Origin of the sequence: Pseudoalteromonas sp. NJ631 (assembly GCF_000276645.1) — a bacterium.
GTDB lineage: Bacteria > Pseudomonadota > Gammaproteobacteria > Enterobacterales > Alteromonadaceae > Pseudoalteromonas > Pseudoalteromonas piscicida.
Genome location: NZ_AKXJ01000003.1, coordinates 268,536 through 289,550, shown reverse-complemented (window position 1 = coordinate 289,550; position 21,015 = coordinate 268,536). Strand labels below are relative to the sequence as shown.

General features: G+C 44.1%; 19 protein-coding genes. 4 read left to right on the top strand and 15 right to left on the bottom strand.

Annotated elements, in window-relative coordinates:
• The first annotated feature begins 1 nt into the window (after position 1).
• Positions 2 to 1,015 (top strand): UDP-glucose 4-epimerase GalE, encoded by a 1,014-nt coding sequence (galE, locus tag A587_RS0108130; RefSeq protein ID WP_017217189.1) that lies wholly within the window; start codon positions 2 to 4, stop codon positions 1,013 to 1,015.
• 179 nt (positions 1,016 to 1,194) lie between these two features.
• Complete coding sequence (gene phnW, locus A587_RS0108125) at positions 1,195 to 2,301, top strand: 2-aminoethylphosphonate--pyruvate transaminase (protein WP_017217188.1); 1,107 nt, start codon at positions 1,195 to 1,197, stop codon at positions 2,299 to 2,301.
• 241 nt (positions 2,302 to 2,542) lie between these two features.
• Here the strand turns inward: phnW and A587_RS0108120 are convergent, their stop codons facing one another.
• The 14 genes from A587_RS0108120 to A587_RS0108050 form a co-directional block, all read right to left on the bottom strand.
• Complete coding sequence (locus A587_RS0108120; RefSeq protein ID WP_017217187.1) at positions 2,543 to 2,755, bottom strand: hypothetical protein; 213 nt, start codon at positions 2,753 to 2,755, stop codon at positions 2,543 to 2,545.
• A 113-nt stretch (positions 2,756 to 2,868) separates the two neighbouring features.
• Positions 2,869 to 3,291: a hypothetical protein gene (locus tag A587_RS0108115; RefSeq protein WP_017217186.1), complete on the bottom strand. Its 423-nt coding sequence runs from the start codon at positions 3,289 to 3,291 to the stop codon at positions 2,869 to 2,871.
• Between the two features lie 21 nt (positions 3,292 to 3,312).
• Entirely contained in the window at positions 3,313 to 3,720 is a 408-nt protein-coding gene (locus A587_RS0108110) for a hypothetical protein (protein ID WP_017217185.1), read from the bottom strand.
• Between the two features lie 26 nt (positions 3,721 to 3,746).
• Complete coding sequence (locus A587_RS0108105; protein WP_017217184.1) at positions 3,747 to 4,118, bottom strand: GNAT family N-acetyltransferase; 372 nt, start codon at positions 4,116 to 4,118, stop codon at positions 3,747 to 3,749.
• A 43-nt stretch (positions 4,119 to 4,161) separates the two neighbouring features.
• Complete coding sequence (locus A587_RS0108100; protein WP_157234636.1) at positions 4,162 to 4,818, bottom strand: hypothetical protein; 657 nt, start codon at positions 4,816 to 4,818, stop codon at positions 4,162 to 4,164.
• A 14-nt stretch (positions 4,819 to 4,832) separates the two neighbouring features.
• Complete coding sequence (locus tag A587_RS24980; RefSeq protein ID WP_017217182.1) at positions 4,833 to 4,991, bottom strand: hypothetical protein; 159 nt, start codon at positions 4,989 to 4,991, stop codon at positions 4,833 to 4,835.
• On the bottom strand, positions 4,992 to 5,609 hold the full coding sequence (locus A587_RS25145) for a hypothetical protein (RefSeq protein WP_017217181.1): 618 nt from the start codon (positions 5,607 to 5,609) through the stop codon (positions 4,992 to 4,994).
• A 216-nt stretch (positions 5,610 to 5,825) separates the two neighbouring features.
• A complete protein-coding gene (locus tag A587_RS25350) occupies positions 5,826 to 5,951 on the bottom strand; it encodes a hypothetical protein (RefSeq protein ID WP_017217180.1) in 126 nt (41 codons plus the stop codon).
• Positions 5,952 to 6,487: 536 nt separating this feature from the next.
• A complete protein-coding gene (locus tag A587_RS0108075) occupies positions 6,488 to 7,180 on the bottom strand; it encodes a UTRA domain-containing protein (protein ID WP_017217179.1) in 693 nt (230 codons plus the stop codon).
• A gap of 92 nt (positions 7,181 to 7,272) precedes the next feature.
• A complete protein-coding gene (locus A587_RS0108070) occupies positions 7,273 to 7,821 on the bottom strand; it encodes an HD domain-containing protein (protein ID WP_017217178.1) in 549 nt (182 codons plus the stop codon).
• Complete coding sequence (locus A587_RS0108065) at positions 7,818 to 9,236, bottom strand: FAD-dependent oxidoreductase (RefSeq protein ID WP_017217177.1); 1,419 nt, start codon at positions 9,234 to 9,236, stop codon at positions 7,818 to 7,820. Before A587_RS0108065 ends, A587_RS0108070 begins: the two co-directional genes overlap by 4 nt.
• The gene (phnX, locus tag A587_RS0108060; RefSeq protein ID WP_017217176.1) at positions 9,236 to 10,045 is read right to left on the bottom strand and encodes a phosphonoacetaldehyde hydrolase; all 810 of its coding nucleotides are present in this window, start codon (positions 10,043 to 10,045) and stop codon (positions 9,236 to 9,238) included. The genes A587_RS0108065 and phnX overlap by 1 nt, the downstream gene beginning before the upstream one ends.
• Positions 10,046 to 10,062: 17 nt before the next feature.
• Entirely contained in the window at positions 10,063 to 11,409 is a 1,347-nt protein-coding gene (locus A587_RS0108055; protein ID WP_232288032.1) for a DUF5690 family protein, read from the bottom strand.
• 85 nt (positions 11,410 to 11,494) lie between these two features.
• Positions 11,495 to 14,290: a TonB-dependent receptor gene (locus A587_RS0108050; protein ID WP_017217174.1), complete on the bottom strand. Its 2,796-nt coding sequence runs from the start codon at positions 14,288 to 14,290 to the stop codon at positions 11,495 to 11,497.
• Between the two features lie 243 nt (positions 14,291 to 14,533).
• On the opposite strand from A587_RS0108050, the gene A587_RS0108045 reads away from it, so the two are divergent.
• Both A587_RS0108045 and A587_RS0108040 read left to right on the top strand, forming a co-directional pair.
• Positions 14,534 to 15,748: a cation:proton antiporter gene (locus A587_RS0108045; RefSeq protein WP_017217173.1), complete on the top strand. Its 1,215-nt coding sequence runs from the start codon at positions 14,534 to 14,536 to the stop codon at positions 15,746 to 15,748.
• A gap of 175 nt (positions 15,749 to 15,923) precedes the next feature.
• Positions 15,924 to 17,588: an alkaline phosphatase gene (locus A587_RS0108040; RefSeq protein ID WP_017217172.1), complete on the top strand. Its 1,665-nt coding sequence runs from the start codon at positions 15,924 to 15,926 to the stop codon at positions 17,586 to 17,588.
• 29 nt (positions 17,589 to 17,617) lie between these two features.
• Here the strand turns inward: A587_RS0108040 and A587_RS0108035 are convergent, their stop codons facing one another.
• Positions 17,618 to 20,611 (bottom strand): bifunctional diguanylate cyclase/phosphodiesterase, encoded by a 2,994-nt coding sequence (locus A587_RS0108035; protein WP_017217171.1) that lies wholly within the window; start codon positions 20,609 to 20,611, stop codon positions 17,618 to 17,620.
• Between the last annotated feature and the right edge of the window lie 404 nt (positions 20,612 to 21,015).

The following is a 21,015-nucleotide window of genomic DNA, read 5'->3' as shown; positions in this document are numbered from 1 at the left end:
TATGACGATTCTTGTAACAGGTGGTGCAGGCTATATTGGCTCTCACACTGTATTAGAGCTGCTACAGCAAGGCAAAAAGGTAGTGGTCGTAGATAATCTAAGCAATTCTCAGCAGACTTCATTACATAGAGTTGCTGAGATAGTAGGAAAGGAAGCGATATTCCATCAAGGTGATATTCTTGATAAGGCATTTCTTGATAGTGTATTTGCGCAATATGATATTGATGAAGTGATCCACTTTGCAGGTTTAAAAGCCGTTGGAGAGTCGGTTCAAAAACCAATCGAGTATTATCAAAACAACGTCCAAGGTACGTTAACGCTCCTTGATGCGATGCGTGACGCCAGTGTATTTAAGCTAGTTTTTAGCTCGTCAGCGACGGTATATGGAGATCCTGCCAGCCTTCCTATTCGTGAAGATTTCCCTGTAGGTGGCACAACTAATCCTTATGGTACGTCAAAACTGATGGTTGAAATGGTACTTCAGGATGTTGCTAAATCAGACCCACGTTGGGCCTTTGCTATTTTGCGTTACTTTAACCCAGTTGGTGCACACGAGTCGGGGTTAATTGGTGAAGACCCAAATGGTATTCCCAATAACTTACTGCCTTACATCTCACAGGTTGCTGTTGGTAAACTGGCGAGTTTAGGCGTCTTTGGCAACGACTATGACACCAAAGACGGCACGGGAGTGAGAGATTACATTCATGTGGTTGACCTTGCTATTGGCCATTTAAAAGCACTTGAGAAAATCGCAGTAGCGGCAGGCACGCATATCTATAACTTAGGTACTGGCAATGGCTACTCGGTACTTGAGATGGTTACCGCGTTTGAAAAAGCAGCGGGCAAAGCTATACCGTATGACATTAAACCGCGTCGCGATGGCGACATTGCCGCCTGTTACGCAGCACCTGAAAAAGCCAAATCTGAATTAGGCTGGCATGCAGAGCGTGGATTGGATGCCATGATGCAAGATACATGGCGCTGGCAAAGCAATAATCCAAATGGGTATAAATAACCTAAACTCGGGATAACAACCAGAGCCTCTGTTGGCTCTCTTCGCCTTTGCCATTTAGGGTAAAGGCGAGGTTTCATTGAACATCATTACGACATCAATCTTAGTTTCATAAAATTGTCATGCCGTTGTCACCTAAACTCGGTTAAATAATCTGGTATAGACCAGTTTAGAGGCAAGTTATGAACAACGATTATTTACTCCTGACGCCAGGCCCACTCAGTACCTCTCACACCGTGAAAGAAGCCATGTTGAAAGACTGGTGCACTTGGGATGACGAATATAACCAAGGTGTAGTGCAAGTTATTCGCAAGCAGCTTTGTGAAATTGCAGTTGCAGATCCACAGTATCGCAGTGACTACAGTGCAACCTTAATGCAGGGCAGTGGTACAGCAAGTGTAGAGGCGGCTATTGGGACTTTTATTCCTAAGTCTGGCACTTTACTGGTTATCAATAACGGTGCTTATGGTGCGCGTATTATTGAGATAGCCAATTATCTAAATATTAATGTGATAGCGCTCAACTTTGTTGAGACCGAATTGCCGCAACTAGAGCAGATCTCACAAGCGCTTGAGCAACACCCCGAGATCACTCATGTAGCAATGGTACACTGCGAAACCACAACGGGGATGCTGAACCCGGCTAAGCGCGTAGCGGAGCTTGCGAAACATCACAACAAAGTAATGATCCTTGATGCCATGAGCAGTTTTGGCGGCATTGAGATGGATATGCATGAGTGGCAAATTGATATTCTCATTAGCTCAGCAAATAAGTGTATTCAAGGTGTTCCAGGTTTTGGCTTTGTGATCGCAAAAACGGCGCTGCTGGTTGCCTCTGAAGGACAAGCACGTTCACTCTCGCTGGATCTTCACGCCCAGTGGAAAACCATGGAAAATCACCATGGTAAATGGCGTTTTACTTCGCCAACGCATGTTGTCAGAGCATTTGCCAAAGCACTGGAAGAATTGGCGCAAGAGGGAGGCGCTTCTGCGCGATTTAAGCGTTACAGCGAAAATCAAAAACAACTCGTTAGCGGCATGAAAGCCCTTGGTTTTGAAGCCTTGTTACCAGAAGTCATGCACTCACCTATTATCACTTCTTTTTATTCACCAAGTGACGAAAGCTATGAGTTTAAGCGCTTTTATGAAGCATTAAAGCAAAAAGGATATGTAATTTACCCTGGTAAAGTATCAAACGCAGATTGCTTTAGGATCGGTAATATTGGCGAAGTATATGCCGCAGATATTAGCGGACTACTTAAAGCTATCGCGGAAGTAAAATACTGGTAAACCGTTAGGGTAAGAGACGCTTTACGCGGCGATGGGTTAAGGGGGTTACACCCCTTTAGTGTCACCTTTCCATAAAATAAGGCATGCATAATTGGAGTCTTCAGCAGTCATTAAAACTGTAGGCTAACTAAGAAAAATCACGTTTTTACCAAATCACAGAACAATCGCTGTGCTAACAGAAGCTAGAAAGTCTCTGGTGTATATAATAAACACCGCGTAAGCAATGGTTCGATTTCCAATATTATAGTTTATTAAAGCTTTCAGTATTCATAAGTTCTCTAGCTTGAGGTTCATCAATTGCGGTAAAAACCAAAGTACTTTCTGTATCTATTGCTTTCAAAGCTAACTTTTTAGCTTTCGCCTCATCATAACTCTTAAATGGCCCTTCCAATATTTTAGACCCTGGGTTGCGACCATCTAGATCAACACACCTAAAGCCAAACCAATATTTCATTATATTCTCCTTGAGCGCCCATGGTGATGCCCTATTGTTTATTAAATCTTGCTTCATTTTTAATCTGGTCGAGTTTAACCTGATTAAATTTAGGGTTGTTAAGTTATTCCAACTTACAAAAAAAGTTCTTTTTGCTGTCTTTCACTCAAGTTACTAAACTTAATTCGCACACCATTCGCATCTACTAGATGAGCTGGGTTTGCACTACACTGTCGTACAAAGAATGGCTTTTCACCCTTCAATGTGATTTCAATTAGTTTTGTTGAAGCATTACAAGCTTTTCCATGTTCTAATACCTTGCAAGCCCCCTTAGAGTCCGCAAAAAACCTTCCTAATACATTTCTACGAATACCATTTTTAACCAACCTATAAGAGGTAGGTATAAGCGGAAGTGACACTAAGCCACCAATAACAGTAAACGCTGTATTCACAACCTCTATTGAATTGCCATCAATAAGGCATGCTGTTGGGCCGAGCCTTTTATTATGTGATCGCTGATACTTATGATTAATTTCATTCTTATGACTTATTCTCATATTTTTATTCCAACGGTTCAATTATTCAAAGTAATGATAATAGAAAATGTCACCATATCCCCAAACCAGAGTACCAATAATTGCAAAAGAGAAAGCGAAAATGTGAGCAACAAAATACATTATCTTAAAAGTTCTTTCGCCACCTTGTTCGTTTGCTTTATCTCTATCATCATTCTCCATCTTTAAAATTTTTATAACTCCAAATTCAAGTATGATAGCTAAGCAAACTAAAGCTGCACCACTTCGTTGAAACCAAATTTTAGGTTCATCTTTATAAGTTTCAGCCATGCTAACAGTGCGAATCATGGACTCACCAACAAAATTTAATAAATAGTAGATAATGTATATCGCGAATATAGTTACAAAAAAACGAATTAAGAAACCAACGCGAACTGTTGAAATTTGTTCCTTTATTTTTTCTTTACTCATAGCTGATGATTATTCCACTATTGGCTTTATATTAAGGGATTTGTATTGTGCCAGTTCAGCATAAAGTTTACACAGCCCTGGGCATCAACATCACTAATAACAAAATCATGCTTACGGTAAAAACTATGCACTTGATAATCATCACTGGCAGTATTACCCCAAAGTGCAGTTACCTGGTATCTATAGGCTACCGCTTTAACCCAATGGATTAGCTGGCTTCCTATACCTTTTTGCCGATCATCCAAGTCGTGAATCATCAAATCGCAGATTCTTAGTCGATTGTTTCCAACTGACCAAGCCAGATACCCAACCTCCCTGCATCCCTCATGGACTGTAATGCGTCCCTCAGCTCCCCAGTCAGTAACTTTAAACTCCATTTCATATTTTTCTAAAATCATCTTCCTCTCCAGACATTACTTTTAGACCCGCCATTTCAATATCTTATTTACGAAGACCGAAAGATTTTTCTCTAAGCTCTCCAAGTGTTGTTTTGTAGCTTAACTTTAAGGTTGTTCTTCTCAGAACATTTTCAATCCTTGTAAATTTCTTTGAATCGGGAACTTCGAGTGATATTTCCAAAAAATTTGCTTTATCGCTAGATCTGAGTGCTTTCGGTGTGCTGTATTGCATAATAAAATCACGTGAACTGTCTGTCGCTTTTTGCATGAAAGACCTGAACGTTAACATACCTATGACTTCAAATTTTTCATCTGAAACAGACTCTTCCCAAATAAGACAATAAACAATATCAATAGCTGCGCCAGGTCCTGAATTTACAAGTTCCAGTTCATAATGGCTTTTTTCCCTATCTATAGTTATCATTGGGTGCAGATAAGGTTCCGCTTGTATAGCTTTTTGTTGCCTTTGTTCTTTAAGGCCAAAGTAAGCAAAACCTGCTGTAACTGTTAAACCAATAGATGCGACTATATCACTAAAATCAATGGTTGTTCTTCTTAAGTAAACAGAAATAGAGTCCTCTAGTGACACTCCAAGTAAAAAGCCTATAAGAATTAAACTTAAGCACACCAAAATATAGAATGTATTAGTTTTTACGATAGTGGGCGTGTGATCTTCCATGCTTTGGTACTTATTTTTCATTATTTTATTCAGTGTTACTTTTTGTTAGGTAAATATATATCAATGAATTGCTTCTTCGTTAAAATACGTTTTTGCCCATCCTTCTCGAAAGTCACTGAATCATATGGTGTATTTATTTTAAAACCATCAAAACCAAGAACGTAAGCCATAACTTGTAACTTTTTGTCTTTCATTTAATGTCCTGTTACTTTAACTCTTGAATACACGTTGTTAATAGCGTCTGATAGCTGCAACAAATTACCGTTATATTTATCTGTCACAACTTGTCTCGATGCGTAGCCAAACAAATCAGCCACCACACCATGATCAACGTCTTTTGCTAAGTGAATAATTAGCGAGTCTTCAAAGGTTTTCGCGGTAGCCCAATCAATACCAGCTTTTTTAAGTAATGTGTTTACTTTGGTTCTTAGGTTTGTTGGTTGCATGTTAATGCCGCTTTTGACTACTCGTTCGCTCATAGCAAATTCATTAAGTCGATCATTGAGTAATGCAGGGGCGTATTCACTAAAACCCCGATAAGTACCCAAGTTGTGCTTGTACTGCGCTGGCACTTCTTGCTTTTCGTACCAATCGAGATAATGTTCAAGCGACTGACAAAACACTTCTGGCACTTCGATAATACGGTCTTTTTTGTTTCGGCTGTAGGCCGCTGGCAAAACCCATCTACGATACACTTCGCCTTTATCATTTATTAACTGGTGCAGCTTTAATAAATTATGCTCTGTAAGCGATAACGGAACGTAAGCAAGCTGGCTTATTAGGTATTTATCTTTAAGCGCAAACTTGCCCATACACGCCTTTTTGAAAAGCGAATCTATGTCACTATCTACGAATATCTGCCTTAACATGTATATTGTTGCATAAGCCTTTCAATAAATTTATGCAATATAGATTACATCATTCGAGTGCAATAACAAGACTGCTTAACTAATAAAGATGGTTCAATATTGGAATAGTCATTTGGAGTGCAAAGGCTTAATCAGCCTTTGCAATTTGATAGACTAAATTTAATTGAAGAATGCCTCTAGCAGCTCTCGGATCAACCAAGAAGCTATTCCTTGCTTGAAACCTTTTTGAAAGTCATTTTTCGTTGTTTTGTTATCACTAGTTTTTTTGTTGCTAATTTTGGACATCTTACGACTCCTATATTTATTTTTATATGATCCTAGAGCCACCATCTACTTCAATACTTAAGCTGTGTACTAACACTAAAAAAAACCATGTTGGACATAATGTTGAATTAGAATGAATATGGAATTTCACGCAGCAGAAAACCGCAATTCTTTAGTAAGACAGCAGTAAAAATATAAACATGAGATTGGTTTTTCTAGGAGTGAATGAAACGACTTATTTATTTTAGTTTTTGTCGATTCATAATTTCATTATAACATAATGAGAATTATTTGCAATAATGCTTAATTTCTTGCATACAAGAGTATTCCACCACTAACTCGCATTTAGACGTAGAATATAGAATTAATGAAGGTGTTTTTGACGCGGCAGTAGCTCTGGAAAGGTTGTCGTGCTAAAGCACGACCTACGGGGTACACCCTCAACAATCATTTCTATGGCGTCATGGAGCTGATATTTAATATGATGATTATGTCGCACCATGCGACGATATATGCGAAAAGGTTGTCGTGCTAAAGCACGACCTACGGGTATGGGTTTACACGCCTTCAACAATCATTTCTATGGCGTCATGGAGCCAATATTCAATATTGTAATCCACTAATGCTTGCTCGGCGTCATAGCGGGCGCGCAGTACCTTTAAACAAGGTGCGCCGCTGTTCTTTTCTAATTTTTCGGCAATATCATCGGGTAGTACGGTGACGCTTATCACGCACTGTTCAAAGCTGACGTCAACTTGGTAGTGGGTCGACATCACTTCTGTGATAGAACCATCCAGCGGTTGGTTGTGTAAGTCGGCAAAGCGCTCGGCCGCACAATAGATCTGTTCCATCATTATTGCACGATCATCTAACGCGCGTACTCGAGTTAATTCATACACAGGCTGGCCGTTAAAATGAGAGTGGCTAAACTCAGGCTCAGTGGAAGGAGTATTAATTGCCACTACTTGAGTTGTTGGTGTAAAGCCTTGTTCAACGGCAAGGTGGTTAAAGTTCACTTTTTTAGCTGGATGCCACTTGAGTTTTTCCGGCGTGACAAACCAGCCGCGACGCTTTTGGCTAAAGATAAGTCCTTCGGCTTCAAGTCGTGCTAGGGCTTCACGGACGGTGATCCGTGTTGAGCTAAATGTTTCTTGCAGCGCACGCTCTGAAGGCAACTTGGCACCGGGTGTCATGCTGCCAGCGGCTAGCAGCGCTTGGATATGGTTTCGAATACGTTGATAAAGCAGCATAATTGAGTCGATAAAACCTTTTGTGACAAGCTTACTATCGTTTTATGACAGGATAAATATTTATAATTTGAGACTTGTAAACTCAGATTGGCCTAACTCGCCAAATAGGCTTCTATCTGGCTAAACCAATAGCTACTCGGCAAAACGGCTAAACTCTGATCTTTCCCTAAATCATCAAAACGACGCAGCGCGATAATAGCGTCCAATTCAGGTAGCTTGGAGAATGCCGCAAGTTCTTCGCAGCTCATCTTTCCGCCTTGTCTTGTTAGTGTTAATTGGCTGGCTGGAGAGAGGGTTTGGTAATACTCCTCATCAATACTGACGAGATAGCGTTTCGCATCTACGTGTTTGCGCACCAGTATTGTCACCGCGGGGTCAAAACCAAGTTGAGTTAAATGATCTGCCCCTAAATCGCCATGATTGCTATATCCTTGCGGGGTAAAGTCGGGGTTATGCTGAGACTGGGCAACAAAATGGCCAATATCATGTAAAAATGCAGCGATTTGTGTTGCTTGATCATAACCACTTTCTTTCGCGAGGGTGGCGCATTGCTCGGCATGGCAAATTTGGCTACATGCCTCGTCATAGGTGGCATGACCATATTGCTCGAATAGCTGTTTTATTTGTGCAATGGCATTCACTTTATATACTCCTGCTTTACGTTCGAGTCTAATTTTGCTGCGCTGCCACTAAGCTTACTTAGCCAAACATCGAGTTTACGCGGTGGCGTGTTGTTATCCTCTGCGCTTTCTTTACGGCGAATGGCATTTCTCACCATGAAGGCCCCCGCGGTGCGAAATGGCTCGACGGGAAACTGTTTAAGCGTTTGGTTGACCAAGGCGCAGTGACGCCAGTCGTTATGTTGATTAAGCAGTAGACTCGCTAAGATTTGTCCACCTAAATAGGATTGCACCACGCCGTTGCCCGAGTAGCCACTGCCATAAAACACATTAGCTTGACCATATAAATGACCAAAGAAAGGCATGCCTGACACACTTCGGTCTGAGGGGCCGGTCCAAGTTCTGTCTATTTCGAGCTGGTGATGTGCAAAGAAATGGCTAAATGAGCGTTCAAGAATCGCTTGATAACAGCTAGCACGGTGAAAGGTGTCTCTCACTTGGTTATTGAAACTAAAATAATTCCCGCCTTTGCCAAGCATTAATCGACCGCTTGAGGTGGTACGGTAGTAATTCACAAAAATGCGTGCATCAATCACCGGCGCACCGTGGTTCAGCCTCATTGCTGCAAGCTTTTCAGGTGCTGGTGTGGTGATCGCCATATCGCTCGAAACCAACACTACGCTGCGAGAAAACTGCGGCAATAAGCTTGGCAGCCAAGCGTTAATCGCAAATACCAGCTGATTGGCTCTGATCTGGCCTTTGTCAGTGGTAATGGTTAGCGTGTCTTGGCCTTGGTGCTTTAAGTAGCGGGTGTGTTCAAATACCTTGACCCCAAGTTTTTTTGCCACCTTCATCAGTCCACGCACAAGCTTGGCGGGTTGAACGCTACCCCCGTGGGGGGAGTAAATTCCAGCAAGGTTAGCATTAGAGCCAGTGGCTTGTAACTGCGCTTTATCCAGTGTTTGCCACGCATTAAGCTGGTGTTGGTCGAGTAGGGTGGTAATGGGGCCAAAGGCACTACGCTGGCTGTGATTTGAAGCCGTATAGTAAGTACCATCAACGCGGCAATCACATTCAATCCCGTGTTTACTGGTAAAGGCTTTAATGTCATGAACGGCCTGCTCTGACTGACGCACTAAAAAGCAGGCTTGTTCTAAGCCAAACGCTTTAATTAAGCTGGCAAATTTAGTCGACCATGTCAGCATGGCTCCGCCGTTACGACCCGAGGCGCCTTGTCCACAGAGGTCTTTTTCAATAATGGCGATATTCAGCTCAGGTTTTTGCTTTTTCAGCGTTATGGCTGTCCAAAGGCCAGTAAAGCCGCCACCTATGATACAAACTTGGGTATCTAACGCGCCATGAGGCGGCGAGCTTGCTGCGGCTTCAATATCGGCTTGAGTGATTGCTTCATCAAACCAAAAAGGCTGAAAGCGCATTACGGGCGCTCTCCACGGGCGATACGAGCAGAAATATCCACCAAGACCATTTCGATGTCGGCTAGTGAATCAATCACATAGTGCGCACCGGCTTCGCCAAGCTGCTGATAAGCACTAAGGGAACGTGCACTTTGCTCTTCGTGACCGAGTGCCATCCATTCTTCTTCACTGAGCCCCACCGCATTACCCGTTAAAGCAAGTCCAACGGTCCACATGCCGGCATTTAATCCCTCGCTTATTCCCGGCGCGGAGTCATCGACTTTTACGCACCCAGACACACGATTAATGCCAAGTCGTTGTACGTTTTCTAACGCCATCCAAGGGCCAGGGCGAGAGCCCGCCGCACATTCATCACTGGCAACCACACAATCTGGCTGATAACCATAGTCGGCCGCGGCTGGTACTAGCACGTCCATCACAGGCTTAGGATACCCAGAACAACTGCCAATCTTAACGCCTTGTTGTTGTAATCGTTTGATCACCGCAAGCACGCCCGGAATGGGGGCTGCTCGGTCGGCGACTTTTGCCTGTTGGAGCGGCATAAAGGTTTGATAAATATGGTCAACATCCGCCGTACTCGGTGGCTGACCAAATTGGGTTATCCAGCGGGTGCGCACGCTCTCCATTTGTAGCAAGGTATTAATGTGATCCCATTTGCCCATTCCCATCGGACCGCGCGCTTCAGCTAAGGAAATATTAAATTGATACGCTTGCTTAAATGCTTCAACAAAAATACTGGTAGGGGCAATCGAACCATAGTCGACCACAGTACCTGCCCAATCCAAAATTAACGCTTCAATGTGTTTCATGTTGCAAAGACTCCTAGCTAGGAAATATGTGATGAAAGTGCCGTGGCGCGTAGTTGCGTTGACGTCTTACGTGGTCGCTTTAATTTCACGGCAAAATAAATAATTGAACTCACTACGAGGGCGCTTGCGATAAACGCCACCCAGTAGCAGGCCATGGTAAAAAAGTGCAGCCAACTGAGCTCAGGTGTGGCAAAAGTTTTATAGAGCAAAATGCCCACTGAGCCGATGTAGCCCGCCGAATCCGCCAGATAAATTAAAAAACCTGCGTTCGCAGTCGAGCCAACCGCTGAGATCATGCGGTCAAACAAAAAGCAGTTATAGGGGATATAACTGATATAAAGACCAGCTCCCAGCAGTACCATCCACGTTTTAGGATCGAGACTTTGGGTTTGGTATAAATACGTACTGCCAGCCAGCAGTAAAGCCCCGAGTAAGACAAAGCCATGATTGGCAAAAAATGCGATGCGGTTATTTTTAATTAACACCAAAGCGGCAAGCGCAATGAGCACGATAAAGGCGATGCGGATCCCGGCATAAGCAAAAATCGCGGGTTCTTGCCCATAACCTAAGGCCTGCCAGATCTCGGCTGAGAAGTTATCTCTAAAGTCACGAAAGCCGGTAAAGAGTAAAAAGCTAAGCACCAGTACGGTTATTCCAAACCAATACTGTTTAAAAAACGCCAGCCGGGCTTTGCCATCCATTGGCGCGCGCTTTTGTCGTAATTGTTCATCTTCTTGTGTAGGTTCAGGAATACTATTAAGGCAAGCTACGCTAAGTACAAGCAGCGGCAGAAAAATCGCTCCGGTTGCCGCTGGCATCCACAGTTCAGGCACATTGAGTTCACTCACCAGCCATTTGCCCACGGTTCTGACCAATCCAGAGGCAAGAATAAAAGTCACGCTGAGTACCGCACCTAAGATTTCGGTGGTTTTACGACCTTCTAAAAAGCTAAAAACCAAGCCCCAGATCATCCCAAGGGAGAGGCCATTGGCAAATAGCCAAACCAGATTCCAGCCCGTGGGAGTGATGGCAAATAGCACCAGTGCGAGCTCGGCGGCTAAAATCATACCCAAAATCGCACGGCCGCGATAATGATGCTGCATTTCAGCAATCACTTTAACGCCGATAAATTTCGCGCATAGGTAGCCAAATACTTGCGATAAAATCAGGGCAATTTTAAAGCTAACAACCCAGCTCGGATCATCAAAGGCTTCATAGGTATTGACCGAAAATGGCTTACGAAAGGCGTACATACAAAAGTAAGTCATAAATGCACTGGTCGCGGCAAATAGCACAAAGCCGATACCTTGGGCGTCTTTTAGCCAGCGCGGGCGGGCGTTAAATAGGGTGATCTGCAACATCATAGGATCCTCGGTAATTCGATGGCAATCCTTCGTGGATTGCCCGTCAACCGGTGTATACCAATCGGCTTAATCAAGTGAATTGGTATTAAAATTGGTAGTTAATGCCGACCATGCCGCGGATACCATAGTATTCCACCTGTAATGGACGACCTTGCTCACCTTGGTAGTACTGCAATGCTTCATTGGTGAGGTTACTTAGCTCTAGGTAAACTAACGTTTGTTCGTTAAGTTGGTATGACGTTGTAAAGTCGACGCTGGTATTGGCGCCATAGTAGCTATCCGATTGGCTATCGCCACCGTGCTCTTCGATATAAGCACCTTTATGATTAAGCGCTATTCGAGCTGCAAAGCGGGTGTCGTCGTAATACAGCGTAAAGTTGTAAAGCTCATTGGCCTGACGTGGAATGGCAACCTTTTCTGTGCGCTCTGGAATTTGCATTTCAGAATCCATAAAGGTCGCATTGGTCATTACCCCAAAGTTGCTCAACCTGTCAGAAATAAAACCAAGGTCGCGGTTAAATGCCAGCTCAATACCCGCAAGCCAAGCGCTATCGCCGTTTTCAGGACGGATGATGGTCACGCCTTGCTTGTTGTTGTAATTGCCAACGCTGGTGGCTTGGAAGATTGGGTCTTGGATATCTTTGTAGAATACCCCCGCAGAGACCAAACCAACGCGGTCAAAGTAATGTTCCACCATCAAGTCGAGATTATTTGAGTAGGTAGGGTCGAGCGCTGGGTTTCCTGAATTAAGCTGGTTGTCCTGCTCAAGGTAAGTTGCGCCTGGTGTTAACGAACCAAAGTCAGGACGGGCAAAGGTGCGAGTTAGTGCGAGGCGATAATTGGTATCGTCATTGGCACGATAGGTAACATGTAGTGCAGGTAATATTGACCAATAATCATTGCTGTTGGTGGTATCAACAACTTTGTCTTCGTCGGCTAAATAAGTGTAACCAGACACTTCGGTATCGGTGCGGGTAACGCGTAAGCCACCTAATACTTCCCAGTTGTCGCTGGCTTGGTAAGTTGCCATACCGTAGAGCGAGGCGTGGGTTTCTTCAACATCGAAGTTTCTGCCCAGCGCTCCACCGTTGCTGATGAGTGCTGATTCACCCGCATCTAGCTTGAACTTATTGCGATTTTGCGTCCAAAACTGAGCAAGAGCATCGGTGGAAGCCACCTGTGACAACTGCGTGCGATAATCAAACTTGGCTTCGCTTAAGTAATCGCTGCGACCGGGTTGATCGCTTAAGGTAAAGTCTGCAAGCGTTGGCGCTGCGCCATATTGTTCGCTGTCCCACGCGTAAAACTCATCGGCAAAGTCAGCTTTACGGACTTTGTCACGGTATTTTGCCCCAAATTTAACGGCTAGCTGGTTATTGTATTGCCAGTCAAAGTCGGCATTGGCCACCAGTCTGTCTTTTTCGTTGACGTAGACCTTGTATAGCTCAACCCAAGACAATCCCATTTTGCTCGGATCGAGTGTAAAACCCGAGGGGAAGTGATTGCTAATGGCGTTCCAAGGATCGCTGCCGCCGTCTACTTGGTTGTAGGCATAATTTTTACCGGTATCGCGGTCTTCAAGTCCAACATATCCTACCTCTTTTTGATCAAAACGAGCGACAAAATAGCTGTTGTCTTCACTGTTGGGTTTGTCGCCATAGCGAAACTCATTTTCGTACGTGGCTAGTTGCCAAGAGAGCGTCTTATCAAAGCCAAAGTCGTGTTCACCTGCAATTTCAAAGCCTTGCATTTCGGTGATGAGTTCGTTGCGAATATGCTGCAGCTCAGCACGGTCTTTATCAAAACGTAGCCTGTGTTTATAGTGGGTTTCATCGTCAATCAGTGTGCCATACAGCGCGCTGGCGCTGAGCGTGCCGTTTTCAAGTTGATATTCCAGCGAGCCATTTAAGCCATAAGTTTCACGGGTTCCCGTATAATCACGCAGCTCTAAGCGATAAATACCCAAGCCATCGTTACCCCGGCGTGGCTCATAGTTATCGGTTGCCCAATCTCGCTGCCAAGCTGTGGCATTAATGATAAAACCTAGCTTGTCGTCGAGTAGACGGTCGCCGTACACTACATTGGCAGAATAGTTTGTGCCATCGGCCAGTTCGTTTTGGCCCACAGCAAAGTTGGTTTTGAGGATAAAATCATCAGCGCCTTTTTTGGTCACGAAATTAACATTACCGCCAATCGCATCACCTTCCATGTCAGGGGTGATAGCCTTAGACACTTCCACAAATTCAATCAATTCGCTTGGAAAAAAGTCGAACGCAGTAGCACGGCTGGTGGTCTCCTCTTCAGCAGTTGGAAGGCGGTTACCGTTGATGCTGGCCGAACTCCATTGTGACGGTAAACCACGCACTGCAACAAAACGGCCTTCACCTTGGTCACGCTCTATCGACACACCTGGAATACGTTGCACGGCTTCAGCGGCATTTCTATCTGGTAACTTACCAATCCCATCGGCAGAAATGATACTTTTGATATTACTGGCATTTTTTTGGTTATTTGCTGCGGCCATTTCGCCACGGAAGATTTGCCCAACTGTGACCACTTCTTCCATCGCTTGTTGATGGTTTAATAAGATTGGAGACAATGTAGTGACTTTGCCATCAGCCACTTCTACCTGTAGTTCAGTTTCCTGATAACCCATATACTTCACGACTAAGGTGTAGCGACCGGCATCCAGTTTTGGCAGTTCAAAGCGACCACGATAATCAGACACAGTGGATACATCTTGGCCTTTTACTGAGATAACAGCGCCAGATAGATTACTTTGTGGGTCTTTTACAACACCAACAAGTTTACCTGTCGCAGCATATAAGCTGGGACTGGTGGCGAGTAACACGGCAGCAGCGATTTGGGTTAGTTTTTTCATTGCTCTTTTCTCAAAAGTTTGGGTTAAGTTTTCTGGTCTAGTCCAGTTTGTTGCAGATAGAGTAATGACGGTTTTTTACATTCCGATGACACAAAGGTGAAAAATTAACTAGCATCTACTGCTCTTTGTTGTTTGATTCGCTTTTTAGGAGATAGGAGGATGTTGTTAGATGTTTGGCTTAACTGAATAAGATTTGTCATACTCGCGTTATCAGCAGCAGGTTTTCAGTAAAGGAATAGCAACGTGATTTATGCTTTGATTGCGGCGATTGGACTTTCTCTTTTTATCTATAGCATCACAGCTCGACAATTAGATAGGGCGGAGCTCACTGCACCTATGTGGTTTGTGCTAACGGGCGGGGCGATAGGCTTTGTGCTTGGTAATATTAATGGGGGGCAACAAGCTTTAGCGGTAGATATTAATGGCTTACAGACTTGGTTGCCGATTATTGAGCTAACGCTTGCGATTTATTTATTTTCCGATGCTGCAAAAACGCGATTACGGGTGTTATCTCACAGCTTCCAGTTACCGGTTAAGTTGTTACTCGGGCTGCCATTAACTATGGTATTTGGCGCTTGGGTGGCCCATGAGCTGTTCCAGTTATCTTGGTTGGCTTGCTTTTTAATTGCGGTGATCATCACCCCAACCGATGCTACTTTATGCAAAACCTTCATTCAGGATAAGTCTGTGCCCACCAGATTACGTGAGGCAATTAATGTGGAAAGTGGCTTGAATGATGGCCTGTGTATTCCGGTATTTCTGTTTTTACTGGGGGTATTAGCTGAGCGAATGCAAGCGACGACTGAATCATTTGCTTGGATTTTTATACGGGAAGTGGGGATTGCACTCGTTGTCGCGGGGTTACTGACTGGAGTGATCATTTGGTTACTTAAACGCGCCTATCAACATCATTACTTTGCGTCTAAAACCAGCCCTTTTCTCTTTGTTGGCATCGCTTTTTTAGTTTTCTCGGTAACCCAAGCTCTGCATGGCAGCGGCTTTATTGCTGCATTTGTCAGCGGTTTGCTGTTTGATAAATATTATCGTGATGAGTTTAAAGATCAGCTTATCGAAGAAGGGGAGCATCTCGCCGAATTTGCGGCTTTTATGATCTGGATTGTGTTTGGTTTGTCGGCCAGTGTAGTGCTGTTAAATGTTACCCAATGGCAGGTTTGGGTGTATGCAGTGTTAGCAACCGCCTTGTTTAGATTGATCCCGGTATTCCTTTGTTTGTTAGGTGGTGCACTGACAACCAAAGAGCGCTTTACGTTAGCTTGGTTTGGCCCCAAGGGATTGGCTTCGGTGGTGCTCACCTTAATGCTACTCAGCGAGGAGTTGCCAAATGGTTTGCAAATTACTCAAGTGGCAATGGCAACGGTGCTGTTGAGCATTTTTGTATTTGGATTATCCAGTCGACCCATTTCTAAATTATTTACCAGTGCTTCTGGTCGAGAGTGATTACTCTAAATCACAATTGGTGTAGCGTGTGATTTCGTATCTTAGTTGTACTGTTATATTGTAACTTATTGTGAAATAAAATATTTTTTGTCACTTTGTTGAAATAAAAAAGTCATGTAACGCGCCTAGACTGTGCCCGCCTTACAGACAAATATTACGTTTCAGGAACAGTACAATGAATAAAAAGTTACTTACAGTTGCTATCTCTGCAATTCTACTTACCGCGTGTGATGACGATACAAAAACCGTTGAGGTGATCAAAGAAGTTGAAGTCATCAAAGAAGTACCAGTGCAAGAAGTGACACAAGTAAAAAATGTGATCCTTATGATCGGTGACGGTATGGGACCACAGCAAGTTGGCTTACTTGAAGAGTATGCTCAGCGCGCGCCAAACTCAACTTATAAAAACAAAGGCAATCAAACTGCGCTGTCTAAACTTGCTGCGGGTGGTCATTTAGGCCTTTCCATGAACGCACCACATGGCGCGACTGGCAGTCTAGTGACTGACTCTGCTTGTTCGGCAACACAATTAGCAACCGGCCTTGCTGCAGGCTCAGAAATGATAGGCCTTGATGCCGATGGCAATAAAGTAGCGACTATCTTAGAAAAAGCCAAAGCCGCAGGTAAAGCGACGGGTCTTGTTTCAGATACGCGTATTACGCACGCGACGCCTGCTGCATTTGCTGCCCATATGCCGCATCGTTCATACGAATCTGAAATCGCTGAGCAATTAGTTCGCTCTGGCAGCGTTGACGTGATGTTATCTGGTGGCGCTCGCGTATTTGTACCAAAGAGCACGCCTGATAACGCTGAAGTAAAAGCACAACTTGACGCGCTTGGCATGCCTAGCAGCGTATACAAAAAATCAAAACGTGGCGATGAAACTAACCTAGTTGTTGAAGCAAAAGAGCAACATGGTTATGGCCTTGCTTTTGATAAAGCACAATTAAGCAGTTTTGAAGGCGAAAAAGTACTAGGCCTATTCGCAAACTCTGGTATGAGCGATGCAATTGCTTACAAAGCTTGTCAACAAAGCAACAGCTGTACTCAGCCTTCATTAAAAGAAATGACGGTGAAAGCGCTTGATATCTTGTCTAAAGATGAAGATGGCTTTTTCTTGATGATTGAAGGCGGTCAAATTGACTGGGCGGGTCACGCAAACGATGCAGGTTGGATGTTAAACGAGCTGCTTAAATTTGATGAAGCCGTTGAAGCTGTTCATGAATGGGTAAAAGACCGCAACGATACACTAGTTGTTGTGACTGCAGACCATGAAACGGGTAGTTTTGGCTTTAGTTATTCAAAGCATGAGCGTCCTGAAGCACAAACGCTGTCTGGCGATGGTATGTACGTAAATGGTGTTGCTAAAGAATATCATCCTAAGTTTAACTTTGGCCCACTTGCGCAACTAGACAAGCTTTACGCGCAAACAGGCACTTTCTTCGATATTCTTGCTGAAGCTGCGCCTGATGAAGCCTATGAGAATGTATCGGGTCCAACTTGGAAAGCGACCATTGAAGATATGACGGCTTACACCGTGACGCTAGATAATGCAGAGAAGGTTGGTCAAAGTGTCTATGACGATAAAGATGCAACGATGATCCCTGCGTTTGAAGACTTTAGTGACTTCTACGTATACGCCAAAGAAGACTACACTGGAAAAATCGCTCGCGCGATTGCCTCAGAGCAAAGCGTAGTGTGGGGTACTGGTACGCATACGGCTGCGCCAGTACCGGTTTATACTTTCGGTCCTGCGGGCGTAACTAAGCAGTTCTCAACCATGCAGCACCATGTGGATGTTGCAAACAAAATGATGACTGCACTTGGTTTAACTGAATAAACCAAGCACCTAGATTTAAGTAACTTCAGTTAAGCCACAGCAATGTGGCTTTTTTCCGTCATTAAGGTCAGAAACTCGCGTTGTGGTAGCGGTTTTGAATAGTAATAACCTTGACCAAAATCACATCCAGCCTGTTTTAATAGCTGATGCTGGGTCGCGGTCTCAACGCCTTCAGCGATGACTTTTAAGCCAAGGCGGTGGGCCATCAAAATAATGGTTTCACACAGGGTTAAATCGTCTGCATTGGTTGCGATGCCATCGACGAAGCGCTTATCAATTTTCACAAAGTGACAATCTAATTGTTTCAGATACGCAAGTGACGAGTAACCCGTGCCAAAGTCATCTAACGCAAATTGAAAACCTTGTTGCTTTAACCGTTCAACTCGTTGTTTAGTGCGGCTATCATTGTGCATCATCATTCCCTCCGTAACTTCTAAAACCACGTGCTCAGCGGGGATCGCAAGCGTCGTGAGTTTGTCACTCCAGCTTGCTAAGGTGCAATTTTTAGCGGCAAATTGGACCGGTGACACATTGATGCTAATTTGTGTTGCATGGCCTAAGTGCTGTAGTTGCGTCAACGTGTCAACAGACTGAGCAAAGGCTAAATCTCCAATATGGTGAATGAGCTGGGTTTCTTCGGCTAACGGAATAAACTCAGCGGGACTCACCATGCCTTGCTCTGGGTGTCGCCAGCGGATCAAGGCCTCGGCTTTGGCGACGCGATTGTCGTCAAGTGACACGATTGGCTGGTAGTGCATTTCAAATTGATTGTTATGCAGTGCAGTGCGAATACCTTTGAGCATTTGCATTCTAGATTCCGCGACTTTGCGTAAGGTATCGTCAAAAATCACATAGCCATTGCGACCTTGTTGCTTTGCTCGATACATTGCTTGATCGGCGGCCTTTAATAGGGCTTCTGCACCATTACCATCTGTTGGTGCGGTGGCAATCCCCATACTTGCTGTGATATGGCACTGCTCATCTTTGATCTCAAATGGTTGTTTGAGTGCAGATTGGATCTTGGAGGCCAATGCTTTGCATGTTGTTTTGTGTTCATCATCTTCCAACACAAAGACAAACTCATCACCTCCAATGCGAGATAAAAACGCATGCGGAGCCATACTCTTCAAACGTTGCGCGACTAACTTTAAGAGTAAATCACCGTAATAATGGCCTAAAGTGTCGTTAATATCCTTGAAGTTGTCGAGATCGAGTAACAGCACGGCGGTTTGTTGTTGTCCGCTGGCAACCTGCTTTTTTAAGTGCTTTTTAAGTCCTACACGGTTGTGAAGATCGGTTAATTCATCAAAATGTGCTTGTTTCCAGATCAGCGCATCTTTACGCTTAACTTCGGTAATATCGGTGAAGATCGCGACGCGGCGATAGATCTCACGGTTGCTATCATAAACGCTATCAATAGTTAGCCATTCGGTGTAGAGCTCGCCATTTTTCTTACGGTTGACAATCTCACCTTGCCAACGGCCATGTTCGTTAAGCTGCTGCCACATTAACTCGTAAAAGCTACGGTCGTGTTGACCCGACCCCAACATGGCAGTGGACTTACCTAGCACCTCTGAGCGTGAGTAACCAGTTACACGCGTAAAGGCTAGGTTGACGTCCAAGATAAAGCCATTGGCATCCGTGATGATCATGCACTCACTACTATTGTTGTACACCAATGCTGCAAGGTTTAATGCCTCTTCTTGATGCTTACGTTGGCTAATATCGCGGAAAATCAACAACGCCTGAGGGTGTGATTCAATGGCGCACAGGCGACATTCAACCACTTGATTGCTGGTTGGAGAAAACTCAAGTTGCACATAGGTTTTATCGTTTAGCAGAGCAAGTTCTGCTCGGATCCGCTTATAGATATGTTCTGGGAGCAACTCTCTAAGCGTTTGTGCCTTATCGGTATAATCACCATAGCGAGATAAGATCTGAGCCTGCTGATCTAATCGCACATAGCTATCGGGGAGTGCATTAATCAAGGCTTTTACAACGGCAAGCCTATGATTTGCATTGTCTTCAGCGGCTAGGCGTGTTTGCGCCATATGAGCAAAGCGCTCGGCGATATGCTCAAATTCACTGGGTACTTTGGTTGCGTCAAAACGGGGATCTTGCTTGCCCGATTCAAGCTTTGCAATAGCATGCTTGAGTGCACTAAGCGGTTTTAAAAGTTGTTGCTTTAGTTGCCAATGGGTTTGCCAAAACAAAATGCACACAAGCACAAAGAAGATCCCTAAAAAGAGTGCAAATCGCTTATCTATACTGCTCAACTGGGACTCAAAGTCGAAACTAAAGTAGATTTGTAACGCTCGGTTGCTGTTATTGAGTGATTGCTTTACATACACCAAGCGATTGCCTTCAGGGGTGTTGAGTAGTGTCGCCTGTGTGCTTAAATTGCTTGGCCAAGAACTGCTAACAGCACGACCAAGTTCTGCATTTGCTGCTGGATATTGCGCAATGATTTGCGCTTTAGCATCGGCAATCATTACCCGAGTACCAACAGGAAGGGGCAGTTTTGCAAGGGTCTGGCTCCAATGCGTTAAGCCTTTTACCGCAACAAGCATAAATAAAAATTGTTGCTGATCATCGTAAATTGGTAGCGCGAAGTTGACCGTTGCACGCTGCATGCTGCGGTCAATCTGATACTCACCGATACTGAACTGGGCAGTGCGTATTGCGGTTTTAAAGTAACCACGATCGGCGATATTGATCTCGCGTTGATCTGCTTGATGCGTCGTACAAAGTACGTTCCCTTGTGCGTCAACTATGCCAAGGTTAGCTAGGTTGGGGCTGAGCAGCATCGCGTGATAAAGCAGCGGCGGGCACTTACCGTGCTCTACCGTAAGATGATCAATACGGGTCGACAGTTGCTGTAAGACTTGTTCTGTATCTGCGAGCTCTACCTGCTGGATCGCCGCAACTTGTTTGGCATAATGCAGCGCCTGTTGTGACTGTTGTGTTAATGCCTGCTGACGTTGCTCACATAATAGAAATAAAATAATGATCAGACATGGCAAGCACAGTAGAACTAGTAAGCGATAAAATCGAAACTGTATTGAAGATTTCAGAATAATCCCACCTATGGAGCTGATCAGAGAGCGCGAATGATACCGAATCGAGTAGGGACAACCAAGCAAATTTGCATAAATAATTCAGCTGCAAAAGCATCCTTAAGCAAGGGTTAACAAATGGAATTTTTAATTTCTAATTTGAAAGTACGACGTGATTATCTGGCCAAAAAAAATGGCATTTTTTCATCTCTCCACTTTTTTCCACAAAATTCATGATCTTCCACAAATCCCGCGATTTTTCTGGCTTTCAAAGGCGTTAAAGGTGCCGACTGAGCTTGACAAAAGTGCTTGTCAAGCCCTAGACTGTTCTTCTGTGGTAAAAAGTGGGTTTTAGTGGATCAAACTGGATC